Consider the following 24,633-nt stretch of genomic DNA (forward strand, 5'->3'; position numbering starts at 1 on the left):
GCTGTCTGCAGGCCACCATGCCTGTGCCTTCATCTCCAGGAGTGTCCCTTCATGTCGTTGCGTTCCCTCGCCCTGTTGTCCTTGTGCGTCGTCCTGACCGCTTGCAGCAAGATCAACCAGGAAAACTATTCCAAGCTCAAGACGGGCATGAGCAAGGCTGAAGTGGAGCAACTGCTCGGCACCCCGGCCGAGTGTTCGGGCGCGTTGGGCATGAGCAGCTGCACCTGGGGGGACGAAAAGAGCTTCATCAGCGTACAGTATGCGGCGGACAAAGTCCTTATCTATTCCGGGCAGGGTCTCAAATGAAGCGTTTGCACCTGCTGTTGGCGTTCTGCGCGGTAGTCGTCCTGGGTGGCTGCGCCACTTCGGCGACCGATCCTCTGGTACCCAAGACTGCCGGAAACATCGACCTCAAGCGCTATGAAGGCAAGTGGTTCGAGCTGGCACGCTTGCCGATGCTGTTCCAGCGTGACTGCGCCCAGTCCGAAGCCCACTACAACCTGCGGCCCGATGGCACGATGGGTGTGCTCAATCGCTGCCGCATGTTCGATGGCGAATGGCTGCGCGCCGAAGGTTCGGCCTGGCCGCAGGAGCCGGGGCACAATGACCGGCTGTGGGTAGAGTTCAACAATTGGTTCACGAAGCTGGTGCCGGGCGTGGCCAAGGGCGAGTACTGGGTGCTGTATGTGGACGAGCGCTACCGCACGGCGATTGTCGGCAGCCCGGACCGCAAGTACCTGTGGCTGCTCTCGCGAACCCAGACCCTGCCGGCGGTGGAGCGCGAAAGCCTGCTGGCCAAGGCGCGTCAGCAAGGCTATGACACTACCCGCCTGATCTGGCGTGCCTCGGACAAGCAGATCGTCGCTTCGCACTAATTCAGGCAGGTAGAACGCAATCGCGGCGGTCCGGCATAACGGGCCGCCGCGATTGCGTTTGGGCAGGTGACGGATCAGTCCAGCAACTGACGCAGTACCTCCATGAACGCTCGAGTGCTCGCTTGCTCCTGCGCGTGGCGGCCCTGGCGCACAACCCACTGCCCATTGACCATCACGTCAAGCACCTGGCGATCGCCCCCGGCGAACAGCCAGCGATTGAGGATCCCATCACCGCTGGCTGTGGCGAGGTAGGGGTCCTGTCCATCCAGCACCAGCCAATCGGCGCGTTTGCCGACAGCCAGCTCGCCGACAGCCTGGCCCATCGCTTGGGCGCCGCCGACCAAGGCTGCGTCGTACAAGGTACGACCGACCATTGGCTGGTCACCGCGATACAGCCGGTTGCGGCGCTGGTCACGCAGGCGCTGGCCGTATTCCAGCCAGCGCAATTCCTCCACGACGCTGAGTGACACATGGCTGTCCGAGCCGATGCCCATGCGCCCACCTTGGGCCAAGAAGTCGACGGCGGGGAAGATGCCGTCGCCCAGGTTGGCTTCGGTGGTCAGGCACAGGCCGGCCACGGCATGGCTGCGGGCCATTGCGCTGACCTCGTCGGCCTCGGCGTGAGTGGCATGGACCAGGCACCAGCGCGCGTCTACCTCGACATTCTCATAGAGCCACTGCAAGGGACGGCGACCACTCCAGGCCAGGCAATCGTCGACTTCCTTCTGTTGCTCGGCGATATGGATGTGCACGGGGCACGCCTGGTCGCCGGCAGCCAGCACTTCGGCGATCTGCTGCGGCGTGACTGCGCGCAGGGAGTGGAAGCACAAACCCAGGCGCTGGGCTGGCTGGGCCGCCAAGTGCGGGGCGAGGCGCTCCTGCAGACGCAGGTACTGCTCGCTGGAGTTGATGAAGCGGCGCTGGCCCTCGCTCGGCGCCTGACTGCCGAAGCCTGCGTGGCTGTAGAGCACGGGCAGCAGGGTCAGGCCGATACCCGTGTCGGCGGCGGCGGCGCTGATACGCAGCGACAGCTCGCCCGGGTCGGCGTAGGCGTGGCCGTTGTGGTCGTGGTGGACGTAGTGGAACTCGGCGACCGAGGTGTAACCGGCCTTGAGCATCTCGATGTACAGCTGGCGGGCGATGACCTGCACTTGCTCGGGGGTAATGCGCCCGACCAGACGGTACATCAGGTCGCGCCATGTCCAGAAACTGTCGTTAGGGTTGCCAGCCACTTCCGCCAGGCCTGCCATCGCACGTTGGAAGGCGTGGGAGTGCAGGTTCGGCATGCCCGGCAGCACCGGACCACCCAGGCGCTCGGCGCCTTCGGCCGAGGCGTCGGCCTCGACATGGGTCAAGCGGCCATCCTCGGCAACTTCCAGGCGGACATTGCTGGCCCAGCCAGTAGGCAGCAGGGCGCGTTCGGCGAAAAAGGCAGGCATCGGGGAAAATCCTGTTACTGTTTAACTTGTATATACATATACAGGTGTTTGCCTGCCGGGTAAACTGCGGCAAGCTACCGCTCAATCAAATTGCACAAGGATTCAACGCCGTGCCGACACCTCCTGTCTCCGCGCTGGTTGCCCAGATGGGCGAAGGGCCGGCGCCGCTCTACGCCCGGGTCAAGCAGATGATCGTCCAGCAGATCGAAAACGGCAGCTGGCCGCCGCATCACCGGGTACCGTCCGAGAGCGAGCTGGTCAGCCAACTGGGCTTCAGTCGCATGACCATCAACCGTGCCCTGCGAGAGCTCACCGCAGAAGGGCTGCTGGTGCGCATGCAGGGCGTTGGCACGTTCGTCGCCGAGCCCAAGACCCGTTCGGCGCTGTTCGAGGTCAACAACATCGCTGACGAGATCGCCGGCCGTGGCCATCAGCATAGCTGCCAGGTCATCCGTCTCGCCGAGGAGACCGCCGGTTCCGAGCGCGCCCTGGCCTTGGACATGCGCGAAGGCCAGCGGGTGTTCCATTCGCTGATCGTGCACTACGAGAACGGCGTGCCGGTGCAGATCGAAGATCGCTACGTCAATGCCCAGATCGCCCCGGACTACCTCAAGCAGGACTTCACCCAGCAAACGCCCTATGCGTACCTTTCGCAGGTCGCGCCACTGACCGAGGGCGAGCACGTGGTGGAGGCGATTCTCGCCGAACCCGAGGAATGCCGATTGCTGCAAATCGAGCAAGGTGAGCCTTGCTTGCTGATTCGCCGCCGCACTTGGTCCGGTCGCCAGCCGGTGACTGCGGCGCGGCTGATCCACCCCGGTTCCCGTCATCGCCTCGAAGGACGATTCAGTAAATGACTCATTTGCAGTTGCTGCGTGCCAATGATTACCCGCGCATGCCTTGGAAGAACGGTGGCGGTTTCACCGAAGAGATCACCCGCGACGCCGGCGAAGGCCTGGATGGCTTCGGCTGGCGCCTGTCGATCGCCGACATCGAGGAGTCTGGTGGATTTTCCACCTTCGCTGGCTATCAGCGGATCATCACCGTGCTGCAAGGCGATGGCATGCGTTTGCTGGTCGATGGCCAGGCCAGCCGGCCGCTGCTGCCGTTCGACGCCTTTGCTTTCAATGGCGAAAGCCAGGTCAGTTGCAAGCTGCTCGGTGGCGCGATCCGCGATTTCAACCTGATCTACGCGCCGCAACGCTACCGCGCGCGGTTGCAGTGGTTCGACGGCACCAGCCGGATATTCAGCTCGGCCTCGACGGTATTGCTGTTCGCCGCCAGCGGGCAGGTAGAGGTGTCGGCATCGGGACAGGCCAAGCAGCAGCTCGGTTTGTATGACTGTCTGCACCTGGAAGGCAATGACGGATTGCTCGGGTTGGATGTGCAAGGGCGGTTCTGCCTGATCGAATTGATGCCGCGGTAAACCCGGCATTGTGAAAGGGGCTGCTGCGCGGCCTGATCGCGGGTTTTCCTGCGGTTGGGTCGCGCAGCGGCCCTTTTTGTTTTTCGGCTTCCCGAGGAACGGTACGAAAAATTTGGTTGTCCATGCTTGTACATACAAGTAAAGGTGTGTTTGTATATTCACATCGACACACCGCCGTCGACCTGACCGCAGAGGACATTCCCGTGACCGACAACAACAAATACCGTGACGTAGAAATCCGCGCCCCGCGTGGCAACAAGCTGACCGCCAAGAGCTGGCTGACCGAAGCGCCGCTGCGCATGTTGATGAACAACCTCGACCCTCAGGTCGCCGAGAATCCGAAGGAGCTGGTGGTCTACGGCGGTATCGGCCGTGCCGCACGTAACTGGGAGTGCTACGACAAGATCGTCGAGACCCTGACCCGCCTGGAAGACGACGAGACCCTGCTGGTCCAGTCCGGCAAGCCGGTCGGTGTCTTCAAGACCCACGCCAATGCCCCGCGCGTACTGATCGCCAACTCCAACCTGGTGCCACACTGGGCCAACTGGGAACACTTCAACGAACTGGACGCCAAAGGCTTGGCCATGTACGGCCAGATGACCGCCGGCAGCTGGATCTACATCGGCAGCCAGGGCATCGTCCAAGGCACCTACGAAACCTTCGTCGAGGCCGGACGTCAGCACTACGACGGCAACCTGACCGGCAAATGGGTCCTGACCGCAGGCCTGGGCGGCATGGGCGGCGCCCAGCCACTGGCCGCGACCCTGGCCGGCGCCTGCTCGCTGAACATCGAATGCCAGCAGAGCCGCATCGACTTCCGCCTGCAGACCCGCTACGTGGACGAGCAGGCCAAGGACCTGGACGACGCCCTGGCGCGCATCGCCAAGTACACTGCCGAAGGCAAGGCCATCTCCATCGCCCTACACGGCAACGCTGCTGAAATCCTGCCTGAACTGGTCAAGCGGGGCGTGCGCCCGGACATGGTCACCGACCAGACCAGCGCCCACGACCCGCTCAACGGCTACCTGCCGGCCGGCTGGACCTGGGAGCAGTACCGCGACCGCGCCCAGACCGACGCCGCTGCGGTGGTCAAGGCCGCCAAGCAGTCCATGGCCGTGCACGTACAAGCCATGCTGGACTTCCAGAAAATGGGCGTGCCGACCTTCGACTACGGCAACAACATCCGCCAGATGGCCAAGGAAGAAGGCGTGGCCAATGCCTTCGATTTCCCAGGCTTCGTGCCGGCTTACATCCGTCCGCTGTTCTGCCGCGGTGTCGGCCCGTTCCGCTGGGCGGCGCTGTCCGGCGACGCCGAGGACATCTACAAGACCGACGCCAAGGTCAAGGAACTGATCCCGGACGACGCCCACCTGCACCGCTGGCTGGACATGGCCCGCGAGCGCATCAGCTTCCAGGGTCTGCCGGCACGTATCTGCTGGGTTGGCCTGGGCCTGCGCGCCAAGCTGGGCCTGGCGTTCAACGAAATGGTCCGCAGCGGCGAGCTGTCGGCACCGATCGTCATCGGCCGCGACCATCTGGACTCCGGCTCGGTCTCCAGCCCGAACCGCGAAACCGAAGCCATGCGTGACGGCTCCGACGCCGTCTCCGACTGGCCACTGCTCAACGCCTTGCTCAACACCGCAGGCGGCGCCACCTGGGTTTCGCTGCACCACGGCGGTGGCGTGGGCATGGGCTTCTCCCAGCACTCGGGCATGGTCATCGTCTGTGACGGTACCGACGAAGCGGCCGCGCGTATCGCTCGCGTGCTGACCAACGACCCAGGGACTGGCGTGATGCGTCACGCCGATGCCGGCTACCAGATCGCCATCGACTGCGCCAAGGAGCAGGGCCTGGACCTGCCCATGATCACGGGCTGATCGACGTTCCTTTGGTAATTGCCGAACAACGTTGATACTGAAAACAAGAAGGGGCCTGCAGGCCCCATGCGAATTGGAGTAGCGAAGTGACCGAACTGACTCTCAAGCCCGGCACCCTGACCCTGGCCCAACTACGGGCCATCCATGCAGCGCCCGTGCGCCTGCAACTGGATGCCAGCGCCGACCAGGCCATCGACGCAAGCGTTGCCTGCGTCGAGCAGATCATTGCCGAAGACCGCACCGCCTACGGCATCAACACCGGTTTCGGCCTGCTGGCTTCGACCCGCATCGCCAGCCATGACTTGGAAAACCTGCAGCGCTCGCTGGTGCTGTCCCACGCCGCCGGTATCGGCGCGCCGTTGGACGACGACTTGGTGCGTCTGATCATGGTCCTGAAGATCAACAGCCTCAGCCGCGGCTTCTCCGGCATCCGTCGCAAGGTCATCAACGCGCTGATCGCCTTGGTCAACGCCGAAGTCTATCCACACATCCCGCTCAAGGGCTCGGTCGGCGCCTCTGGCGACCTGGCACCGCTGGCGCACATGTCGCTGGTCCTGCTGGGTGAGGGCAAGGCACGTTACAAAGGTCAGTGGTTGCCTGCCACCGAGGCTCTGGCCGTCGCCGGCCTGGAGCCGCTGACCTTGGCTGCCAAAGAGGGCCTGGCCCTGCTCAACGGCACTCAGGCGTCCACCGCCTACGCCCTGCGCGGCCTGTTCCATGCCGAAGACCTGTACGCCGCAGCCATCGCCTGTGGCAGCCTGACCGTCGAAGCGGCCCTGGGCTCGCGTTCGCCGTTCGACGCACGTATTCACGAAGTCCGTGGCCAGCGCGGCCAGATCGACACCGCGGCCTGCTTCCGTGACCTGCTGGGCGATTCCAGCGAAGTGTCCCGCTCCCACGAAAACTGCGGCAAGGTCCAGGATCCGTACTCCCTGCGTTGCCAGCCGCAAGTCATGGGCGCCTGCCTGACCCAACTGCGCCAGGCCGCCGAAGTGCTGGCGATCGAGTCCAACGCTGTGTCGGACAACCCGCTGGTCTTCGCTGCCCAGGGTGACGTCATTTCCGGTGGCAACTTCCACGCAGAACCTGTGGCCATGGCCGCCGACAACATCGCCCTGGCCATTGCGGAGATCGGCGCGCTGAGTGAACGCCGCATCTCGCTGATGATGGACAAGCACATGTCCCAGCTGCCGCCGTTCCTGGTGGAAAACGGCGGCGTCAACTCCGGCTTCATGATCGCTCAGGTCACCGCGGCCGCCCTGGCCAGCGAGAACAAGGCCCTGTCGCACCCGCACAGCGTCGACAGCCTGCCGACCTCCGCCAACCAGGAAGACCATGTGTCCATGGCGCCGGCCGCCGGCAAGCGTCTGTGGGAAATGGCCGAAAACACCCGTGGCGTCCTCGCCATCGAGTGGCTGGGCGCCTGCCAGGGCCTGGACCTGCGTGAAGGCCTGAAGACCTCCGCCAAGCTGGAGCAGGCCCGTCTGGCCCTGCGCCGTGAAGTCCCGCACTACGACCGTGACCGCTTCTTCGCGCCGGACATCGAAGCCGCTGCCGAGCTGCTGGCCAAGGGTTGCCTGACCGGCCTGCTGCCAGCTGGCGTACTGCCCAGCCTGTAATACCCTCGGGGCCGCTCGCGGCCCATCGCAGGCTTCGCCAGCGCCCGCAGGATCGCAACTGCCTGGAGGCGCTGGCGAAGCCCGCGATGGGAGGCGAAGCGGCCCTTGTAGCTATCACCGGCAGAACAATAATAAGGGTGCGAAATGCAAGAAGGTCTCAAGCGCGGGCTAACGGCTCGGCACATTCGTTTCATGGCGCTCGGTTCCGCGATCGGTACCGGGCTGTTCTACGGTTCGGCATCGGCCATCCAGATGGCCGGCCCGGCAGTGCTGCTGGCCTACTTGATCGGTGGCGCGGCGGTCTTCATGGTCATGCGGGCCCTCGGCGAGATGGCCGTGCACAATCCGGTGGCCGGCTCCTTCGGTCACTACGCCAGTACCTACCTCGGCCCCATGGCGGGCTTCATCCTCGGCTGGACCTACGCCTTCGAGATGGTCATCGTCGCCATCGCCGATGTCACCGCGTTCGGGATCTACATGGGCTTCTGGTTCCCGGAAGTAGCCCGCTGGATCTGGGTGCTGGGCATCGTCTTCATCATCGGCGGCCTTAACCTGTGCAACGTCAAGGTTTTCGGTGAGATGGAGTTCTGGCTATCGCTGCTCAAGGTCGGCGCCATCGTGGCGATGATCCTGGCAGGTTCCGGCATCATGATCTTCGGCATGGGCCAGGCCAGCACTGGTGCCACTGTCGGTGTGAGCAACCTGTTCAGCCACGGCGGCTTCATGCCCAACGGCATCAGCGGTCTGATCGCCTGTTTCGCGGTGGTGATGTTCGCCTTTGGCGGCATCGAGATCATTGGCGTCACCGCCGGTGAGGCGAAAGATCCTCAACGCGTCATTCCCAAGGCGATCAACGCTGTACCGCTGCGTATCCTGCTCTTCTACGTGCTGACCCTGTTCGTACTGATGTGCCTTTACCCGTGGCCGCAGATCGGCAGCCAAGGCAGCCCGTTCGTGCAGATCTTCAGCAACCTGGGCATCGGCTCGGCGGCCGCGGTGCTGAACATCGTGGTGATTTCGGCGGCCGTCTCGGCCATCAACAGTGACATCTTCGGCGCTGGCCGCATGATGTATGGCCTGGCCCAGCAAGGCCATGCGCCTCGTAGCTTCGGCAAGCTGTCCAAGCACGGCGTGCCGTGGATGACCGTGCTGGTGATGGGCGCTGCGTTGCTGATCGGCGTGGTGCTCAACTACGTGATCCCAGAGAACGTGTTCCTGCTGATCGCCTCGATCGCCACCTTCGCCACCGTGTGGGTATGGCTGATGATCCTGATGAGTCAGGTGGCCATGCGCCGCAGCATGACACGCGAGCAGATCGCCGAGCTGAAATTCCCGGTACCGTTCTGGCCTTATGGGCCGGCAATGGCCATTGCCTTCATGTTGTTCATCTTTGGTGTGCTCGGTTACTTCCCGGACACTCAGGCCGCGTTGATCGTCGGCGTGATCTGGGTGGTGTTCCTGGTGGCCTCCTACCTGCTGTGGTGCAAGCCACGGGCAGGGCAGGGCCAACGGGTTCGCGAGCCGGCCGAGCTGCACCGCTAGTCACGGAGAACGCTTATGAGAACCCTCTGGCAGCACTGCCACGTGGCGACAATGGCCCAGGGCCTTTACTCGATCATCGAGGACGCCGCGATCGTCACCAACGCCGGGTTGATCGAGTGGATCGGCCCGCGTGGCGAGGTACCCGTGGTCGGTGCCGAGCGCACGGTGGACCTGGGCGGCGCCTGGGTCACCCCGGGCCTGATCGATTGCCATACCCATGCGGTGTTCGGCGGCAATCGCAGCGGTGAGTTCGAGCAGCGCCTGCAGGGCGTCAGCTATGCCGAGATCGCGGCCAACGGCGGCGGTATCGCCAGCACCGTACGGGCGACCCGCGCGGCCAGCGAAGACGAGCTGCTGGCCAGTGCTCGTCAGCGGGTCAAGGCGTTGATGCGCGATGGCGTGACCACCTTGGAGATAAAATCCGGCTACGGCCTGGACCTGGCCAACGAGCGCAAGATGCTCAGGGTCGCTCGGCGTCTGGGTGAGGAGCTGCCATTGACCGTGCGCAGCACCTGCCTTGCCGCCCACGCCCTGCCGCCAGAATATGCTGGCAGGGCGGATGACTACGTTGCGCATATCTGCGACGAAATGCTCCCGGCCCTGGCCGAAGAGGGCCTGGTGGACGCCGTCGATGCCTTCTGCGAACACCTGGCGTTCTCGCCGGCCCAGGTCGAAAAAGTCTTCATCAAGGCACGTGAACTGGGCCTGCCGGTCAAGCTGCATGCCGAGCAGTTGTCGTCGCTGCACGGCTCGAGCCTGGCGGCACGCTACCAGGCGCTGTCGGCCGACCACCTGGAGTTCATGACCGAGGAAGACGCCATCGCCATGGCCGAGGCCGGCACTGTCGCCGTGCTGTTGCCGGGCGCGTTCTACTTCCTGCGCGAAACCCAGTTGCCGCCGATGGATGCCTTGCGCCGCCATGGCGTGAAGATCGCCCTTGCCAGCGACCTCAATCCGGGCACCTCGCCCGGGCTGTCGTTGCGCTTGATGCTGAACATGGGTTGCACCTGCTTCCGTATGACGCCTGAAGAAGCCCTGGCGGGCGTGACCGTGCATGCGGCCACGGCCTTGGGGTTAGGCGAAAGCCATGGCTCGCTTGAGGTGGGCAAGGTCGCGGATTTCATCGCCTGGCAGATCGAGCGCCCGGCGGATCTGAGCTATTGGCTCGGCGGCGACCTGCCCAAGCGGGTGGTGCGCCTGGGTCATGAGATATCCAACTGAGTGAGGGCACATGGACAAGGTATTGAGTTTTCACCAGGGCCAGCTGCCGCTGCTGATCAGCATGCCTCACGCAGGCCTTGGCCTGACCGACGCCGTGCGTGACGGCTTGGTCGAGCAGGCGCGCAGCCTGCCAGACACCGACTGGCACATCCCACGTCTGTACGATTTCGCCAGGGACCTGGGTGCCAGCGTGGTGGCCGCCCAGTATTCGCGGTTCGTCATCGACCTGAACCGCCCGGATGACGACAAACCGTTGTACGCCGGCGCCACCACAGGCCTGTACCCGGCGACGCTGTTCGAGGGTGAGCCGTTGTTCAAGGCGGGCCAGGAACCCTCAGCCGATGAGCGCAAAGGCTACCTGGAGCACATCTGGCGTCCTTACCACGATACGATCCGCCAGGAGCTCGCGCGCCTGCGCGAGATTCACGGCTATGCCCTGTTGTGGGATGCCCACTCGATCCGCTCGGTCATCCCACACCTGTTCGACGGTAAGCTGCCGGACTTCAACCTGGGGACCTTCAGCGGCGCCAGCTGTGACCCGGTCCTGGCCGAGCGTCTGCTGGGTGTCTGCGCGCAGGCCCAGGGCTATACCTGCGTGCTCAACGGGCGCTTCAAGGGTGGGCACATCACCCGTCATTACGGCGATCCGGCGAACCACATCCATGCGGTGCAACTGGAGCTGGCGCAGAGCACCTATATGGAAGAGCTCGAGCCGTTCAAGTACCGCGAGGACCTGGCCCAGCCGACCCAAGTGGTGCTCAAGCAGTTGCTCGAGGCCGTCCTGGCCTGGGGCAGGGAGCGCTACGGGCGGTAGGTCCGCTGTCCTGTTCGCCGGTCTACCCGCTTCCACAGGTTCATCGCCAGAGCCGTGGAAGCGGGGATTCCCGCGAACGGCCCCGCACACATCCACCTGTTTCACCGTGACACATGCTCAAAGCGCAATTCAGGTTTATGATGCCAGGCGGCAGATTAAATCCTCACACGGAGTGCGCAATGCAGACCCTGTACCCGCAGATCAAACCCTACGCCCGGCACGATCTGGCCGTGGAAGCACCGCATGTGCTGTATGTAGACGAAAGCGGATCGCCAGAAGGTCTGCCGGTGGTATTCATCCACGGTGGCCCCGGCGCGGGCTGCGATGCCCAGAGCCGTTGCTACTTCGACCCTACCCTCTACCGCATCATCACCTTCGACCAGCGCGGCTGTGGCCGATCGACTCCGCATGCGAGCCTGGAAAACAACACCACCTGGCACCTGGTCGAGGACCTGGAGCGCATCCGTGAGCACCTGGGCATCGACAAGTGGGTGCTGTTCGGCGGCTCCTGGGGCTCCACCCTGGCCCTGGCCTATGCCCAGACCCACCCCGAGCGGGTCCATGGCCTGATCCTGCGCGGCATCTTCCTGTGCCGCCCGCAGGAGATCCAATGGTTCTACCAGGAAGGCGCCAGCCGCCTGTTCCCCGATTATTGGCAGGACTACATCGCGCCGATTCCGCCGGAGGAGCGGGGCGACTTGGTCAAGGCCTTCCACAAGCGCCTGACCGGCAACGACCAGATTGCCCAGATGCACGCGGCCAAGGCCTGGTCGACCTGGGAAGGCCGGACCGCGACCCTGCGTCCCAACCCTCTGGTGGTCGATCGCTTCTCCGAGCCGCAGCGCGCGCTGTCCATCGCGCGTATCGAGTGCCACTACTTCATGAACAACGCCTTCCTCGAGCCGGACCAGTTGATCCGCGACTTGCCGAAGATCGCCCATTTGCCGGCAGTGATCGTCCATGGTCGCTATGATGTGATCTGCCCACTGGATAACGCCTGGGCGTTGCACCAAGCCTGGCCCAACAGCGAGCTGAAGGTGATCCGCGACGCAGGCCACGCCGCCTCCGAGCCGGGTATCACCGACGCCTTGGTGCGCGCTGCCGACCAGATGGCCCGGCGCCTGCTCGACCTGCCTCTGGAAGAAGCATGAAAGGGCTGCTGCAGCGCGTACGCGGTGCGCGCGTCGAAGTAGAGGGCCAGATCGTCGGCTCGATCGATCAGGGCCTGCTGGTGCTGGTGGCCGTCGAGCCGGGGGATACCCGTGAGCACGCCGACAAGCTTCTGCACAAGCTGCTCAACTACCGGGTATTCAGCGACCCCCAGGGCAAGATGAACCTGTCCCTTAAGGACATCGGCGGCGGCCTGCTGCTGGTGTCCCAGTTCACCCTGGCCGCCGACACTCGCAATGGCATGCGTCCCAGCTTCTCCACCGCTGCGCCGCCTGCGCTCGGCGTCGAGATATTCGACTATCTTCTTGAGCGGGCCCGCGCCGCCCATGGCGATGTCGCCAGCGGCCGATTCGGGGCGGACATGCAGGTGCATTTGGTCAATGATGGCCCCGTAACATTTATGTTACAAATATGAGGTTAAAAAACCCCTTGTTTGAAGGAAAACAAGTGGGTTTGTACGATAAATAGTTGTTTCAGCCTGATGCGTTGTAACGCGCCCTGCTGGATAATCGCGCGCTGCGTGAGCCTACGTTCGTAGGCTCGTTTCACTCTGACTCGAGCACTGTCTGGAACCGTTTGGGGAATCATTAGGCCCTTACGGGGTCCGAACAGTGCTCGCCAACCCGGCATTGGTCGCTGGCCGTTGGTTTCATGATCTGTTTTCGGCGAGGGTTGCTCGTGATTGTTAGTCCCTGTATTGCACAAAGAATCCCCGGAAATCGGCTTCGCAAGGCCCTGGCGGCAGGCGTCGCGCTGGTTGGCCTGATGAGCGCTGGCCAGCTTTGGGCATTCAATCTTGACGATGTTGCAGCCAAGGCAAAGGATCTCGCCGGTCAGAAGTACGAAGCACCGAAGAGCAACCTGCCAGCGGTCTTCCGTGACATGAAGTTCGGGGACTACCAGAAAATTCGTTTCATCCAGGAAAAGGCCGAGTGGGCCAAGGACAAGACGCCGTTCAAACTGTCCTTCTACCATCAGGGCATGCACTTCGACACGCCGGTGAAGATCAACCAGGTCACCGCCACCAAGGTCGAAGAAATCAAGTACGACCCGAGCCGCTTCGAGTTCGGTGACGTCCCGCACGACCCCAAGACCGTCGAAAACCTCGGCTATGCCGGTTTCCGCGTGCTCTATCCGATCAACAAGGCCGACAAGCAGGACGAGATCATGACCCTGCTTGGCGCCAGCTATTTCCGCGTCGTCGGCAAGGGCCACGTGTATGGCCTGTCCGCCCGTGGCCTGGCCATCGACACCGCGCTGCCGTCGGGCGAGGAATTCCCGCGCTTCACCGAGTTCTGGGTCGAAAAGCCAAAGCCGACCGACAAGCACCTGGTGATCTACGCCCTGCTGGATTCGCCACGCTCCACCGGCGCCTACAAGCTGACCCTGCGTCCAGGCAGCGATACCCTCCTGGACGTCAAGTCCAAGGTCTTCCTGCGTGACCATGTCAGCCGCCTGGGCGTTGCCCCGCTGACCAGCATGTTCCTGTTCGGCGCCAACCAGCCGTCCAAGGTCCTCAATTACCGCCCGGCCCTGCACGACTCCGAGGGCCTGTCGATCCACGCGGGCAACGGCGAATGGCTGTGGCGCCCGCTTAACAATCCCAAGCATTTGGCCGTGAGCAGCTTCAGCGTGGAGAACCCCCGTGGTTTCGGCCTGCTGCAGCGCCAGCGTGAGTTCAGCGCCTACGAAGACCTCGACGACAACTACCAGAAGCGTCCAAGCGCCTGGGTCGAGCCGCGTGGCGACTGGGGCAAGGGCACCGTCGACCTGGTCGAGATCCCGACCGCCGACGAGACCAACGACAACATCGTGGCCTTCTGGAGCCCAGAAAAGCTGCCTGAGCCTGGCAAGCCGATGGAGTTCGAGTACCGCCTGCGCTGGACCATCAACGAGTCCCAACTGCACTCGCCAGAGCTGGGCTGGGTCAAGAAGACCATGCGTTCCACTGGTGATGTGAAACAGTCCAATTTGATCCGCGAAGCCGATGGCAGCGTGGCTTTCCTGGTCGACTTCGAGGGGCCGACCCTGGCCGCCCTGCCGGAAGACACCGCCCTGCGCAGCCAGGTCAGCGTCGGCGACAACGCCGAGGTGGTCGAGAACAACCTGCGCTATAACCCTGAAACCAAGGGCTGGCGCCTGACCCTGCGACTGAAGGTCAAGGATCCGAGCAAGTCCACCGAGATGCGCGCCGCACTGGTGCGTGACGTTCCGGTGGAACCGGCCAAACCGGCCAAGGAAGGCAAGCAGGACAAGGCCGCAGCCAAGCACGCCAAGGCCGAGAAAGCCGCCAAGGCTGAACAACCTGCCGCCGATGCGGCACCCACCAACGGGGCACCGGCCACCACCGAAAAAGTGATGACCGAGACCTGGAGCTATCAGTTGCCTGCCGATGAGTAACTCAAGCGCACGGCCAGAATCGCTTGGCGAATACCTGGCCCACCTTCCCCTGAGCGATGAGCAGCGCGCGGAACTCGCCAGCTGCCAATCGTTCAGTGAGCTGCACCAACGCCTGGCGGCCCGACCGGCCGCCAACCCCGCCGAGGCCGTGCAGGCCTCGGTGGGCCCACGCCTGACCGTGGGTAGCGCCGCCGAGCTCGAGGACGCCGAAATGCTCGGCGTCGACGGCAGCGGCCGGCTGTGCCTGAAGATCGCACCGCCGATCAAGCGTACCCGCGTAATCCCCGAGCCATGGCGCACCAACATCCTGGTGCGCATGTGGCGCCGGCTCACCGGGCGCACCAATGCACCGCAACCGCCCAAGCGCGAGTTGCCACCGGCCCGCTGGCGCCGGGTCGGCTCCCTGCGCCGCTATATTCTCCTGGCCTTGATGATCGGGCAGACCCTCGTTGCCGGCTGGTACATGAAGGGCATCCTGCCGTACCAGGGCTGGTCGTTCGTTTCGCTCGACGAAATCATGGCCCAGTCGCTCTGGGAGTCGGTGGTGCAGGTCTGGCCCTATGCTTTGCAGACGAGCATCCTGATCCTGTTCGGCATCCTGTTCTGCTGGGTGTCGGCGGGCTTCTGGACCGCGCTGATGGGCTTTCTCGAATTGCTCACCGGTCGTGACAAGTACCGCATCTCCGGCAGCAGCGCCGGCAACGAGCCGATCGCGCCCCAGGCGCGTACCGCGCTGGTCATGCCGATCTGCAACGAAGACGTGCCACGGGTGTTCGCCGGCCTGCGTGCGACCTTCGAGTCGGTGGCCGCCACGGGCGACCTGGACCGGTTCGACTTCTTCGTGCTCAGCGACACCAACGACACTGACATCGCCGTGGCCGAGCAACAGGCCTGGCTGGACGTGTGCCGTGAGGCCAAGGGCTTCGGCCGTATCTTCTATCGCCGCCGCCGTCGTCGCGTGAAGCGCAAGAGCGGCAACCTGGACGACTTCTGCCGTCGTTGGGGGGGCGAGTACAAGTACATGGTCGTGCTCGACGCCGACAGCGTCATGAGCGGTGAGTGCCTGACCAGCCTGGTACGCCTGATGGAGGCCAACCCGGACGCCGGCATCATCCAGACCGCGCCCAAGGCCTCGGGCATGGATACCCTCTATGCGCGCCTGCAGCAGTTCGCCACCCGCGTCTATGGCCCGCTGTTCACCGCCGGCCTGCACTTCTGGCAACTGGGCGAATCGCACTACTGGGGCCATAACGCGATCATTCGCATGAAGCCCTTCATCGAGCATTGCGCCCTGGCGCCATTGCCGGGCAAGGGTGCGTTCGCCGGTGCGATCCTCTCCCACGACTTCGTCGAGGCCGCGCTGATGCGCCGTGCCGGCTGGGGTGTGTGGATCGCCTATGACCTGCCGGGCAGCTACGAAGAACTGCCGCCGAACCTGCTCGATGAACTCAAGCGCGACCGGCGCTGGTGCCACGGCAACTTGATGAACTTCCGACTGTTCCTGGTCAAGGGCATGCACCCGGTACACCGCGCGGTGTTCCTGACCGGTGTCATGTCGTACCTGTCGGCGCCATTGTGGTTCTTCTTCCTGGTGCTCTCGACCGCGCTGCTGGCGACCAACACGCTGATGGAGCCGCAGTACTTCATCGAGCCGTTCCAGCTCTACCCGCTGTGGCCGCAATGGCATCCGGAGAAGGCCATCGCGCTGTTCTCCACCACCGTCGTGCTGCTGTTCCTGCCCAAACTGCTCAGCGTCATCCTGATCTGGGCCAAGGGCGCCACGGAGTTCGGGGGGCGCATCAAGGTCACCGTGTCGATGCTGATCGAGATGCTGTTCTCCATGCTGCTGGCGCCGGTGCGGATGATTTTCCACACCCGCTTCGTCCTGGCCGCGTTCCTCGGCTGGGCGGCGACCTGGAATTCGCCGCAGCGTGACGACGACTCCACGCCGTGGAGCGAGGCAGTCCGTCGCCACGGTCCGCAGACGCTGCTGGGCATCGCCTGGGCGGCCTTGGTGGCTTGGCTGAACCCAAGCTTCCTGTGGTGGCTGGCGCCGATCGTGGGCTCGCTGGTGCTGTCGATTCCGGTCTCGGTGATTTCCAGCCGTACGCGCCTGGGCCTGGCGGCCAAGGACGAGAAGCTGTTCCTCATCCCCGAGGAATACGCGACGCCGCAGGAGCTGCTGGCGACCGATCAGTACACCCATGAGAACCGCTGGCATGCCCTGCACGACGGCTTCGTTCGTGCGGTGGTCGACCCACGGCAGAACGCCCTGGCGTGCGCCATGGCTACCGCACGCCATGGTCAGGCCGCGCCGATCGAGGCGTTGCGCATCGAGCGTGTGGCCAAGGCCCTGGAAGTCGGGCCCAAGGGTCTGGATGGCAACACCCGCCTGGCGCTACTGAGCGACCCGGTGGCGCTCTCGCGCCTGCATGAGCAGGTATGGGCATCGAACAACGAGGCCTGGATCGGGGTATGGCGCAGCTCCATCACCAACGATCCACACTCGCCGCTGCTGCCGTTGCACCCGGAAAACCAGGCCCAGCCTTCACTGGTCGGCGCCTGATTCCCCAAGGGCCGCTTTGCGGCCCTTTTCCCAGGCTTCGCCAGAGTCCACCGGTGTCTTCACCGAACCTGTGGAGGCTGCTGAAGCCTGCGGCCAGGGCCTGTGTCTCTATTTTGGCCAACAATGTCCCCCCCGGCTCTAGGTCCTAGGCCGCGCATGCGTTAGCATCCCTCTCGATATTGCGTATCGGTCTATCGACCTTTCCAACAATAAAATTCGCAACACTTTGCTAGGGGACTTGGTAATGATGAAGAAATACCTGTCGCGACTGCTGGTCGGTGTCACCGCACTGGTCGCCGTCACCGCCGCCCAGGCGGGCGCCATCGAAGACGCCGTCAAACGCGGTACCTTGCGGGTCGGTATGGACCCGACCTACATGCCCTTCGAAATGACCAACAAGCGTGGCGAGATCATCGGTTTCGAGGTGGACATCCTCAAAGCCATGGCCAAGTCCATGGGCGTCAAGCTGGAAACTGTCTCCACCGCCTATGACGGCATCATCCCAGCCCTGCTGACCGATAAGTTCGACATGATCGGCAGCGGCATGACTCTGACCCAGGAGCGCAACCTGCGCCTGAACTTCAGCGAACCCTTCATCGTCGTCGGCCAGACCCTGCTGATCCGCAAGGAACTCGCGGGCGAGATCAAGTCCTACAAAGACTTGAACAACGAGAAGTACCGCATCACCTCCAAGCTCGGCACCACCGGCGAGATGGTTTCCAAGAAACTCATCAGCAAGGCCAAGTATCACGGTTACGACAACGAGCAAGAGGGCGTGATGGACGTGGTCAACGGCAAGGCCGATGCTTTCGTCTACGACGCCCCGTACAACGTGGTAGCGGTCGAGAAGGCCGGTGCCGGCAAGCTGCTGTTCCTCGAAGAGCCGTTCACCTACGAGCCGCTTGCCTTCGGTCTGAAGAAGGGCGACTACGACAGCATCAACTTCATCAACAACTTCCTGCACCAGATCAAGAACGACGGGACCTACGATCGTATTCACGACAAGTGGTTCAAGAACAAAGACTGGCTGAAGGACATGGAATAAGCAGTAGCTACAAGCCGCAAGCTGCACGCTGCAAGATGAAACAGAGCCTACGCTTGGCCTGTTCTTGCCGCGTGTTGCTTGCGGCTTGCCGCTTTCTGGAGTACCCCAATTGATCAAGCACAAGAAAGCCCAGTGGCCCTGGCACGGGTTGACCGCGCTGGTCCTGGTGGGGCTGGCGTTCAGCCTCTACCTGGCCACCTCGATGATTTCCTACGAGTGGCGCTGGAACCGCGTTCCCCAATATTTCGCCTACCAGGCCGAAGAAGCGCAGCGCGCCGCTGAAAACGGCTCTGTCGAAGACATCACCCTCTCGGGCGACACCGCCCGCGTGACGCTCAAGGATGAAAGCGGCGGTCAGCAGGTCGTCACCGTCGCCAAGGACAGCCTGCTGCTGAGCCGTGGCGATGACGTCGCCGAGGGCGACCAGATCGGCGTGACCCGCCAGTGGGCCATTGGCCCCTTGACCTGGGGCCTGTGGACCACCCTATGGATCTCGGTAGTGTCCGGCGCCTTGGGCTTGGTGATCGGCCTGTTCGCCGGTTTGTGCCGGCTGTCGAACAACCCGACCCTGCGCGATCTTTCCACCGTCTATGTCGAGCTGGTACGCGGCACACCGCTGCTGGTGCAGATCTTCATTTTCTACTTCTTTATCGGCACCGTGCTCAACCTGTCCCGGGAGTTCGCGGGGGTGGCGGCGTTGGCGTTGTTCACTGGCGCCTACGTAGCCGAGATCGTGCGCGCCGGTGTGCAGTCGATCGCCAAGGGGCAGAACGAAGCGGCACGCTCGCTGGGCCTGAACGCCAGCCAGTCGATGCGTCACGTGATCCTGCCCCAGGCGTTCAAGCGCGTGCTGCCACCGCTGGCCGGCCAGTTCATCAGCCTGGTCAAGGACACCTCGCTGGTCTCGGTGATCGCCATCACCGAACTGACCAAGAGCGGCCGCGAGGCTATCACCACCTCGTTCTCGACCTTCGAGATCTGGTTCTGCGTGGCAGGCCTGTACCTGCTGATCAACCTGCCGCTGTCGCACATGGCCAGCCGGCTCGAGCGGAGGCTTGCGCAAAGTGATTGAAGTCCGTGATCTGGTAAAAGTCTTCGACACCCGTGGCCAGGTGGTGCGCGCGGTGGACAACGTCTCCACTCGCGTGGCCAAGGGCGAAGTGGTGGTGGTGCTTGGGCCGTCAGGCTCGGGCAAGTCGACCTTCCTGCGTTGCCTGAACGGCCTGGAGCATTTCGACGATGGCCATGTGTCCATCGACGGCCTGCAGCTGGATGATCCGAAGACCGACATCAACGCCTACCGCCGCGAAGTCGGCATGGTGTTCCAGCATTTCAACCTGTTCCCGCACATGACGGTGCTCGAGAACCTGTGCCTGGCCCAGAAGGTGGTGCGCAAACGTGGCAAAGCCGAGCGCGAAGCCAAGGCGCGCGCGCTGCTGGAGAAGGTCGGCATTGCCCAGAAAGCCAACGAATACCCTTCGCGCCTTTCCGGTGGCCAGCAGCAGCGCGTGGCCATCGCCCGAGCCCTGGCGATGGAGCCGAAGGTGATGCTGTTCGATGAACCCACCTCGGCGCTGGACCCGGAAATGGTCGGCGAGGTACTGGATGTCATGAAGACCCTGGCCCAGGAAGGCATGACCATGGTCTGCGTGACCCACGAAATGGGCTTTGCCCGTGAAGTGGCCGATCGCGTGCTGTTCTTCGACCACGGCAAGCTCCTCGAAGACTCCCCGCCCCAGCAGTTCTTCGCGGCTCCTAAAGACCTGCGCGCCCAGGCCTTCCTGCGTCAGGTGCTGTAGAGCGGGGAGCAAGCTTCAAGCGGCATGAAAAAAGCCGAACCGAGATGGCGAACTCATCTCCGTTCGGCTTTTTCTTGTGCTTGCAGCTGCTTTACAGCCGGAAGCGTGCTACCAGCCCCTGAAGGTGTGTCCCCAGGCGCGCCAGTTCGACGCTGGAGCTCGCGGTTTCCTCACTGGCTGCCGATGTCTGGTCGGAAATGTCACGTACGTTCATCACGCTGCGGTTGATCTCCTCAGCCGTGGCGCTCTGTTGCTCGGCTGCCGTGGCGATCTGCTGGTTCATCGCCTGGATCGACGAGACGGTGCGGGTGATGGTTTCCAGAGAACCTCCGGCGCGACGGGTCAATTCGACGCTGCTGTCGGTCAGGGCGCGGCTGCCATCCATCACCCCCGCCACGCGCTGGGTGCCGCTTTGCAGGCTGGCGATCAGTTCTTCGATTTCCTCGGTCGATTGCTGGGTGCGCTGGGCGAGGCTGCGCACCTCGTCTGCGACCACGGCGAAACCACGACCGGCTTCACCTGCACGAGCGGCCTCGATGGCCGCGTTGAGCGCCAACAGGTTAGTCTGCTGGGCCACCGACTTGATGACGTCCAGCACGCTGCCGATCTTGTCGCTCTCGGCCTTGAGCTGGTTCATGGCCTCGCTGGAATTGACCACTTCGCTGGCCAGGCGCTCGATCTGGGCGATGGCTTCACCGACCACGCGATCGCCTTCACGGGCCTGCTGATCGGCCATCAGCGCCGCCTCGGAGGCCTGCTCGGCGCTGCGGGCGACCTCATGCACGGTGGCGGTCATTTGGTTCATGGCAGTGGCGACCTGATCGGTCTCGACCTTTTGATTGTTGACCCCGGCGCTAGTCTGTTCGGTCACCGCCGACAGCTCCTCGGCCGCGCTGGCGATCTGGGTGACGCCGTCACCGATGCCGCTGATCAGCGTCCGCAGGCCTTGGTTCATGCGTTTCATGCTCGCTTGCAGCTGGCCCAGCTCGTCGCGGCGCTCGATCGATTGGTCGTCCTGGCTGAGGTCGCCATTGGCCACGCGCTCGGCGGCCGCGAGGATCTGGCGCAGCGGCACGATGATCTGCCGGGTGATGGTCCAGGCGGCCAGCAGACCCAGCAACAGGGCGAGGGCGGTGGCGGCGGCCAGCATACGCTTGGCTTGGCGGGTACCTTCGTCGCGTACCTTGGTTTGCGAGACTGTCATGGCCGCGCTGGACTCGAGCAGCACGTTGCCTTGCGTGGCCATGTGCTGCAGCGCCTGTTCGATTGCGGTTTGCGCGCTGTCAGGTTGTGTCGCGCGGCGCTGGTCGGCCTGCTGGAGCTGCTCGTAGCCTTGGCGGTACTGGCGCACAGCTTCCAGCTGCTGCTCTAGGCGCTGGTGATCGACAGGTTGTTCGATTTGCCCGAGCATCGCCTGCACTTGCTGCTCGAGCTTGTCCAGGGTCTTGTCCAGCTCGGTGAGCGAGGCTTGGTCGTGACGGGTCGTATAGTTCAGGCGGGCGATACGCAGCTCCTGGGTGGTCTGGTAGATCAGCGAAATGTTGCCCAGCTTGTCGCCGCGGTTGGTGACGTTGTCGATACCTGTCCAACCTGTGGCAGTGATCGCCAGGGTCAGCAGCAACACCAGGCCGAAGCCAAAGCCCAACTTGCGATTGACGCTCATGTTCCCCAGAAAATGGGCAAACCCTTGATACATGCTTCACTCCCCCGTCGGCTTGGTCGCATTTTTGTCATGCTTCCAAGGCCATCGGCTTGCCGGGGGGAAACTTGATGGGAGGTGTTTGACCCGCTCGTCAGAAAATGCGCGACAGCAATGCCGTCACGGCGGTCTCCACACGCAGGATACGATCGCCCAGCTGCACCGGCGCCAAGCCTGCTTTGCCCAGCAGATCGACCTCATAGGGGATCCACCCGCCTTCCGGGCCGATGGCCAGGGTCACAGGCGACTCCACGGCGCGTGGACAGGCCGGGTAGGGGCCTGGATGAGCGACCAAGCCAAGCGTACCGGCCGCGATGGCAGGCAGACGGTCTTCGACGAACGGCTTGAAGCGCTTCTCGACGATCACCTCGGGCAGCACGGTGTCACGGGCCTGCTCCAGGCCCAGGATGAGGTTCTCGCGGATCGTCTCGGGGTTCAGGAAGGGCGTTTGCCAGAAGCTCTTCTCGACCTTGTAGCTGTTGACCAGGATCAGCCGTGGCACCCCCAGGGTGGCGACGGTTTGGAACAGGCGACGAAGCATTTTCGGGCGTGGCACGGCCAGCACCAGGGTCAGCGGTAGCTTGGCCGGGGGCGGCTGGTCGAAGGCCACCTGCAGCTCGGCTTCATGCCCTGCCAGGCGCAGCACCGTGGCCTTGCCCATCAAGCCATTGACCTGACCGACGCGCAGGGAATCGCCCACTTCGACGCCGTGGATCTCCTGCATGTGAGTGAAGCGCCGGTCAGCCAGCACCACGCGATCGGCCGCGATGAAGTCGGCCTCTTCAAGTAACAGCAGGTTCACGGTTGGGTCGCTGGCGGCTGGTCGTTGTGGTCATCCGAGGCTGCTTCTTCGGGCTGGCTGCGCTTGCGGATCAGGCTGCCGCACAGCACGCCGACCTCGAACAGCATCCACATGGGCACGGCGAGCAGGGTCTGGGAGAAGATGTCCGGTGGGGTCAGGATCATGCCGACCACGAAGCAGCCGATGATGACGTAGGGGCGGATCTTCTTCAGGTACTGCACATCGACTACGCCGATCCACACCAGCAGCACCACTGCCACCGGGATCTCGAAGGCGACGCCGAAGGCGAAGAACAGGGTCATGACGAAGTCCAGGTAACTGGAGATGTCCGTCATCATCGACACGCCCTCGGGCGTGGCGCTGGCGAAGAAGCCGAAGATCAGCGGGAACACCAGGAAATAGGCGAACGCCATGCCGGCATAGAACAGGATGATGCTCGAGACCAGCAGCGGAATGGCGATGCGCTTTTCATGGCGGTACAGCCCCGGTGCAATGAAGCCCCAGATCTGCTGGAGGATGAACGGGATGGCCAGGAACAGCGAGACGATCATCGTAAGCTTAAACGGCGTCAGGAACGGCGAGGCCACGTCTGTGGCGATCATCGTCGCGTTGGCCGGCAAGTGTGAGCGCAGGGGCGCCGAGACCAGGGTGTAGATCTGCTGGGCGAAGGAGAACAGCCCAGCGAAGATCAGGAAGATGGCGGCTACGCAGCGCAGCAGGCGGGTACGCAGTTCGGTCAGGTGCGAAACCAGCGGCATCGGCTGGTCGTGTTCCGGTCTATCGCTCATGGGGCTCGTGGCGGCTGCGGCGGCTCAGTGGGGGCGGCAGGGGATACCGGGGCGCTGCTGCCGGGAGCGGCAGGGGTGGTCGATGGCGCCGGTGTTTCGCTGTTGCCGATGGATGGCGTGGCTGGCCTGCTCGGATCGAGGATGCGCTTGGCTTGTTCCTCCATCTGCAGGATGTGCTCATTGTGCAGTTGGCGGCGGATCTCGTCGGCACCGATCTCGCGCTCGACTTCCGTCTTGATGGCGTTGAAGCTGCGCTTGAGTCGGCCGATCCACAGGCCTGCGGTACGCGCGGCACCAGGCAGGCGCTCGGGACCGAGCACCAGCAGGGCGACCAGACCGACGAGCAGCAGCTCGCTGAAGCTGATGCCGAACATGGGTCAGTCTTTCCGCTGCGGCTCTTGGACCGGCTGGGCCTGGCCTTCGATAGTCTGGCCCTGGGGCTGCTGGGCGGTGTTCTGCACGGGGGCTGCGGGCTGGGCCGGCGGCGGGGTCTGCTCGGCCGGTTTGTTTTCTTCCTCGTTCATCGCCTTGCGAAAGCCCTTGATCGATTCGCCCAGGTCGCTGCCCAGGTTCTTCAGCTTCTTGGTGCCGAAGACCAGGATTACGACGACCAGCAGGACGATCCAGTGTTTCCAGTCAAAAATACCCATTTCGTACTCCTGAAATTTACAGGTACAGCGAATTTTTCTGACAGCGCGGCCCCTGTAGGAGCGGGTTCACCCGCGAACACCGGCCAAGCCAGTGCTCTCTACCGCGTTGCATTCTTCGCGGGGAAACCCGCTCCACAGGGACGCGCTGCGCCCCGGGAATACATCAGTTGGAAGGCTGGCGTGCGGCCTTCTCGTCATGCCCGGAGAGCCCGAAGCGGCGCTCCAGTTCATCGAGCACGGCCTGTGGGTGTTGGCCCAGCGCGCTGAGCATCACCAAGCTATGAAACCACAGGTCGGCGGTTTCGTAGATGACATCGCCGTAATCCTTGCTGATGGCGGCATCCTTGGCGGCGATGATGGTTTCGACGGACTCTTCGCCCAGTTTCTCGAGGATCTTGTTCAGACCCTTGTGGTACAGGCTGGCCACGTAGGAGCTGTCGGGCGCCGCTTGCTTGCGTTGCTCGAGTACTTCGGCAAGGCGGTTGAGGGTGTCGCTCATGTCAGTGTCCTGCGCTGTAGATGGCATCCGGATCCTTGAGGACCGGGTCGACGGTTTTCCACTGGCCGTCTTCGAAGACGCGATAGAAGCAGCTTTCGCGGCCGGTGTGGCAGGCGATATGGCCCAATTGCTCGACCATCAGGATGATCACGTCGGCGTCGCAGTCCAGGCGCATTTCGTGCAGCTTCTGCACATGGCCGGACTCCTCGCCCTTGCGCCACAGTTTGCCACGTGAGCGCGACCAGTAGATGGCGCGTTGCTCGGCAGCGGTCAGGGCCAGGGATTCGCGGTTCATCCAGGCCATCATCAATACGCGTCCGGTCTTATGGTCCTGGGCGATCGCCGGCACCAGGCCATCGCTGTTCCACTTGATCTCGTCCAGCCAGTCTTTCATCGTCGACT

General features: G+C 63.5%; 24 protein-coding genes. 16 read left to right on the forward strand and 8 right to left on the reverse strand.

From position 1 onward, the window contains the following. The first annotated feature begins 51 nt into the window (after positions 1-51). Positions 52-306 (forward strand): outer membrane protein assembly factor BamE domain-containing protein, encoded by a 255-nt coding sequence (gene bamE / locus J5X93_RS02050; protein ID WP_043212571.1) that lies wholly within the window; start codon positions 52-54, stop codon positions 304-306. Continuing rightward, complete coding sequence (locus J5X93_RS02055; RefSeq protein ID WP_043212575.1) at positions 303-875, forward strand: lipocalin family protein; 573 nt, start codon at positions 303-305, stop codon at positions 873-875. The genes bamE and J5X93_RS02055 overlap by 4 nt, the downstream gene beginning before the upstream one ends. A 74-nt stretch (positions 876-949) precedes the next feature. Here J5X93_RS02055 and J5X93_RS02060 read toward each other — a convergent pair whose 3' ends face one another. Next, on the reverse strand, positions 950-2,314 hold the full coding sequence (locus tag J5X93_RS02060) for a formimidoylglutamate deiminase (RefSeq protein WP_250034344.1): 1,365 nt from the start codon (positions 2,312-2,314) through the stop codon (positions 950-952). A gap of 146 nt (positions 2,315-2,460) precedes the next feature. Between J5X93_RS02060 and hutC the strand changes: the two genes are divergently transcribed. From hutC to J5X93_RS02130, 14 genes are all read left to right on the forward strand, one after another. Beyond that, entirely contained in the window at positions 2,461-3,171 is a 711-nt protein-coding gene (gene hutC / locus J5X93_RS02065; protein WP_177343683.1) for a histidine utilization transcriptional repressor HutC, read from the forward strand. Then, the gene (locus tag J5X93_RS02070; RefSeq protein ID WP_250034345.1) at positions 3,168-3,740 is read left to right on the forward strand and encodes a HutD/Ves family protein; all 573 of its coding nucleotides are present in this window, start codon (positions 3,168-3,170) and stop codon (positions 3,738-3,740) included. Before hutC ends, J5X93_RS02070 begins: the two co-directional genes overlap by 4 nt. Before the next feature lie 203 nt (positions 3,741-3,943). Then, positions 3,944-5,617 carry a urocanate hydratase gene (gene hutU / locus J5X93_RS02075; RefSeq protein WP_090343286.1) on the forward strand — a complete coding sequence of 558 codons (1,674 nt, stop codon included), beginning with the start codon at positions 3,944-3,946 and terminating at the stop codon, positions 5,615-5,617. Between the two features lie 86 nt (positions 5,618-5,703). Then, positions 5,704-7,236, forward strand: coding sequence for a histidine ammonia-lyase (hutH, locus tag J5X93_RS02080; RefSeq protein ID WP_043207115.1), 1,533 nt, complete (start codon positions 5,704-5,706; stop codon positions 7,234-7,236). Positions 7,237-7,380: 144 nt separating this feature from the next. Then, positions 7,381-8,778, forward strand: a complete 1,398-nt coding sequence (locus tag J5X93_RS02085) for an L-histidine transporter HutT (RefSeq protein ID WP_102081311.1) — start codon at positions 7,381-7,383, stop codon at positions 8,776-8,778. A 15-nt stretch (positions 8,779-8,793) separates the two neighbouring features. Then, positions 8,794-9,999 (forward strand): imidazolonepropionase, encoded by a 1,206-nt coding sequence (hutI, locus tag J5X93_RS02090; RefSeq protein WP_250034346.1) that lies wholly within the window; start codon positions 8,794-8,796, stop codon positions 9,997-9,999. A gap of 10 nt (positions 10,000-10,009) precedes the next feature. Further along, complete coding sequence (gene hutG / locus J5X93_RS02095) at positions 10,010-10,813, forward strand: N-formylglutamate deformylase (protein WP_090343280.1); 804 nt, start codon at positions 10,010-10,012, stop codon at positions 10,811-10,813. A 179-nt stretch (positions 10,814-10,992) separates the two neighbouring features. Then, the gene (pip, locus tag J5X93_RS02100) at positions 10,993-11,964 is read left to right on the forward strand and encodes a prolyl aminopeptidase (RefSeq protein ID WP_043207123.1); all 972 of its coding nucleotides are present in this window, start codon (positions 10,993-10,995) and stop codon (positions 11,962-11,964) included. Next, positions 11,961-12,398, forward strand: a complete 438-nt coding sequence (gene dtd / locus J5X93_RS02105; RefSeq protein ID WP_043207126.1) for a D-aminoacyl-tRNA deacylase — start codon at positions 11,961-11,963, stop codon at positions 12,396-12,398. The genes pip and dtd overlap by 4 nt, the downstream gene beginning before the upstream one ends. Before the next feature lie 263 nt (positions 12,399-12,661). Further along, a complete protein-coding gene (locus J5X93_RS02110; RefSeq protein WP_043207342.1) occupies positions 12,662-14,383 on the forward strand; it encodes a glucan biosynthesis protein G in 1,722 nt (573 codons plus the stop codon). After that, on the forward strand, positions 14,376-16,949 hold the full coding sequence (gene mdoH / locus J5X93_RS02115; protein ID WP_043207128.1) for a glucans biosynthesis glucosyltransferase MdoH: 2,574 nt from the start codon (positions 14,376-14,378) through the stop codon (positions 16,947-16,949). The genes J5X93_RS02110 and mdoH overlap by 8 nt, the downstream gene beginning before the upstream one ends. Positions 16,950-17,196: 247 nt before the next feature. Further along, positions 17,197-17,994 carry a transporter substrate-binding domain-containing protein gene (locus J5X93_RS02120; protein WP_043207344.1) on the forward strand — a complete coding sequence of 266 codons (798 nt, stop codon included), beginning with the start codon at positions 17,197-17,199 and terminating at the stop codon, positions 17,992-17,994. Between the two features lie 109 nt (positions 17,995-18,103). Beyond that, positions 18,104-19,066 carry an amino acid ABC transporter permease gene (locus tag J5X93_RS02125; protein WP_070571066.1) on the forward strand — a complete coding sequence of 321 codons (963 nt, stop codon included), beginning with the start codon at positions 18,104-18,106 and terminating at the stop codon, positions 19,064-19,066. Further along, on the forward strand, positions 19,059-19,793 hold the full coding sequence (locus tag J5X93_RS02130; protein WP_043207132.1) for an amino acid ABC transporter ATP-binding protein: 735 nt from the start codon (positions 19,059-19,061) through the stop codon (positions 19,791-19,793). The genes J5X93_RS02125 and J5X93_RS02130 overlap by 8 nt, the downstream gene beginning before the upstream one ends. A 91-nt stretch (positions 19,794-19,884) precedes the next feature. On the opposite strand, the gene J5X93_RS02135 is transcribed toward J5X93_RS02130, so the two are convergent. From J5X93_RS02135 to hisI, 7 genes are all read right to left on the reverse strand, one after another. Beyond that, a complete protein-coding gene (locus J5X93_RS02135; protein WP_043207133.1) occupies positions 19,885-21,489 on the reverse strand; it encodes a methyl-accepting chemotaxis protein in 1,605 nt (534 codons plus the stop codon). Between the two features lie 97 nt (positions 21,490-21,586). Continuing rightward, a complete protein-coding gene (locus J5X93_RS02140) occupies positions 21,587-22,294 on the reverse strand; it encodes a 16S rRNA (uracil(1498)-N(3))-methyltransferase (RefSeq protein ID WP_182942192.1) in 708 nt (235 codons plus the stop codon). After that, positions 22,291-23,082 (reverse strand): twin-arginine translocase subunit TatC, encoded by a 792-nt coding sequence (gene tatC / locus J5X93_RS02145; protein WP_182942194.1) that lies wholly within the window; start codon positions 23,080-23,082, stop codon positions 22,291-22,293. Before tatC ends, J5X93_RS02140 begins: the two co-directional genes overlap by 4 nt. Then, on the reverse strand, positions 23,079-23,456 hold the full coding sequence (gene tatB / locus J5X93_RS02150; RefSeq protein WP_043207140.1) for a Sec-independent protein translocase protein TatB: 378 nt from the start codon (positions 23,454-23,456) through the stop codon (positions 23,079-23,081). The genes tatC and tatB overlap by 4 nt, the downstream gene beginning before the upstream one ends. 3 nt (positions 23,457-23,459) lie before the next feature. Beyond that, complete coding sequence (locus tag J5X93_RS02155) at positions 23,460-23,732, reverse strand: twin-arginine translocase TatA/TatE family subunit (RefSeq protein ID WP_043207142.1); 273 nt, start codon at positions 23,730-23,732, stop codon at positions 23,460-23,462. A 163-nt stretch (positions 23,733-23,895) separates the two neighbouring features. Continuing rightward, on the reverse strand, positions 23,896-24,231 hold the full coding sequence (locus J5X93_RS02160) for a phosphoribosyl-ATP diphosphatase (RefSeq protein ID WP_043207145.1): 336 nt from the start codon (positions 24,229-24,231) through the stop codon (positions 23,896-23,898). A 1-nt stretch (position 24,232) separates the two neighbouring features. Then, positions 24,233-24,625: a phosphoribosyl-AMP cyclohydrolase gene (gene hisI, locus J5X93_RS02165; RefSeq protein ID WP_027592414.1), complete on the reverse strand. Its 393-nt coding sequence runs from the start codon at positions 24,623-24,625 to the stop codon at positions 24,233-24,235. Positions 24,626-24,633 lie beyond the last annotated feature (8 nt).

Origin of the sequence: Pseudomonas sp. BYT-1 (assembly GCF_023611805.1) — a bacterium.
Classification (GTDB): domain Bacteria; phylum Pseudomonadota; class Gammaproteobacteria; order Pseudomonadales; family Pseudomonadaceae; genus Aquipseudomonas; species Aquipseudomonas guariconensis.

Coding starts and splice junctions, on each gene's coding strand:
- J5X93_RS02120 (WP_043207344.1), top strand. CDS start 17,197: ATGAAGAAATACCTGTCGCGACTGCTGGTCGGTGTCACCGCACTGGTC.
- J5X93_RS02055 (WP_043212575.1), top strand. CDS start 303: ATGAAGCGTTTGCACCTGCTGTTGGCGTTCTGCGCGGTAGTCGTCCTG.
- J5X93_RS02135 (WP_043207133.1), bottom strand. CDS start 21,489: ATGTATCAAGGGTTTGCCCATTTTCTGGGGAACATGAGCGTCAATCGC.
- J5X93_RS02070 (WP_250034345.1), top strand. CDS start 3,168: ATGACTCATTTGCAGTTGCTGCGTGCCAATGATTACCCGCGCATGCCT.
- hutC (WP_177343683.1), top strand. CDS start 2,461: ATGGGCGAAGGGCCGGCGCCGCTCTACGCCCGGGTCAAGCAGATGATC.
- dtd (WP_043207126.1), top strand. CDS start 11,961: ATGAAAGGGCTGCTGCAGCGCGTACGCGGTGCGCGCGTCGAAGTAGAG.
- bamE (WP_043212571.1), top strand. CDS start 52: ATGTCGTTGCGTTCCCTCGCCCTGTTGTCCTTGTGCGTCGTCCTGACC.
- J5X93_RS02160 (WP_043207145.1), bottom strand. CDS start 24,231: ATGAGCGACACCCTCAACCGCCTTGCCGAAGTACTCGAGCAACGCAAG.
- hutI (WP_250034346.1), top strand. CDS start 8,794: ATGAGAACCCTCTGGCAGCACTGCCACGTGGCGACAATGGCCCAGGGC.
- tatB (WP_043207140.1), bottom strand. CDS start 23,456: ATGTTCGGCATCAGCTTCAGCGAGCTGCTGCTCGTCGGTCTGGTCGCC.
- tatC (WP_182942194.1), bottom strand. CDS start 23,082: ATGAGCGATAGACCGGAACACGACCAGCCGATGCCGCTGGTTTCGCAC.
- hutG (WP_090343280.1), top strand. CDS start 10,010: ATGGACAAGGTATTGAGTTTTCACCAGGGCCAGCTGCCGCTGCTGATC.
- mdoH (WP_043207128.1), top strand. CDS start 14,376: ATGAGTAACTCAAGCGCACGGCCAGAATCGCTTGGCGAATACCTGGCC.
- J5X93_RS02060 (WP_250034344.1), bottom strand. CDS start 2,314: ATGCCTGCCTTTTTCGCCGAACGCGCCCTGCTGCCTACTGGCTGGGCC.
- pip (WP_043207123.1), top strand. CDS start 10,993: ATGCAGACCCTGTACCCGCAGATCAAACCCTACGCCCGGCACGATCTG.
- hisI (WP_027592414.1), bottom strand. CDS start 24,625: ATGAAAGACTGGCTGGACGAGATCAAGTGGAACAGCGATGGCCTGGTG.
- J5X93_RS02155 (WP_043207142.1), bottom strand. CDS start 23,732: ATGGGTATTTTTGACTGGAAACACTGGATCGTCCTGCTGGTCGTCGTA.
- J5X93_RS02085 (WP_102081311.1), top strand. CDS start 7,381: ATGCAAGAAGGTCTCAAGCGCGGGCTAACGGCTCGGCACATTCGTTTC.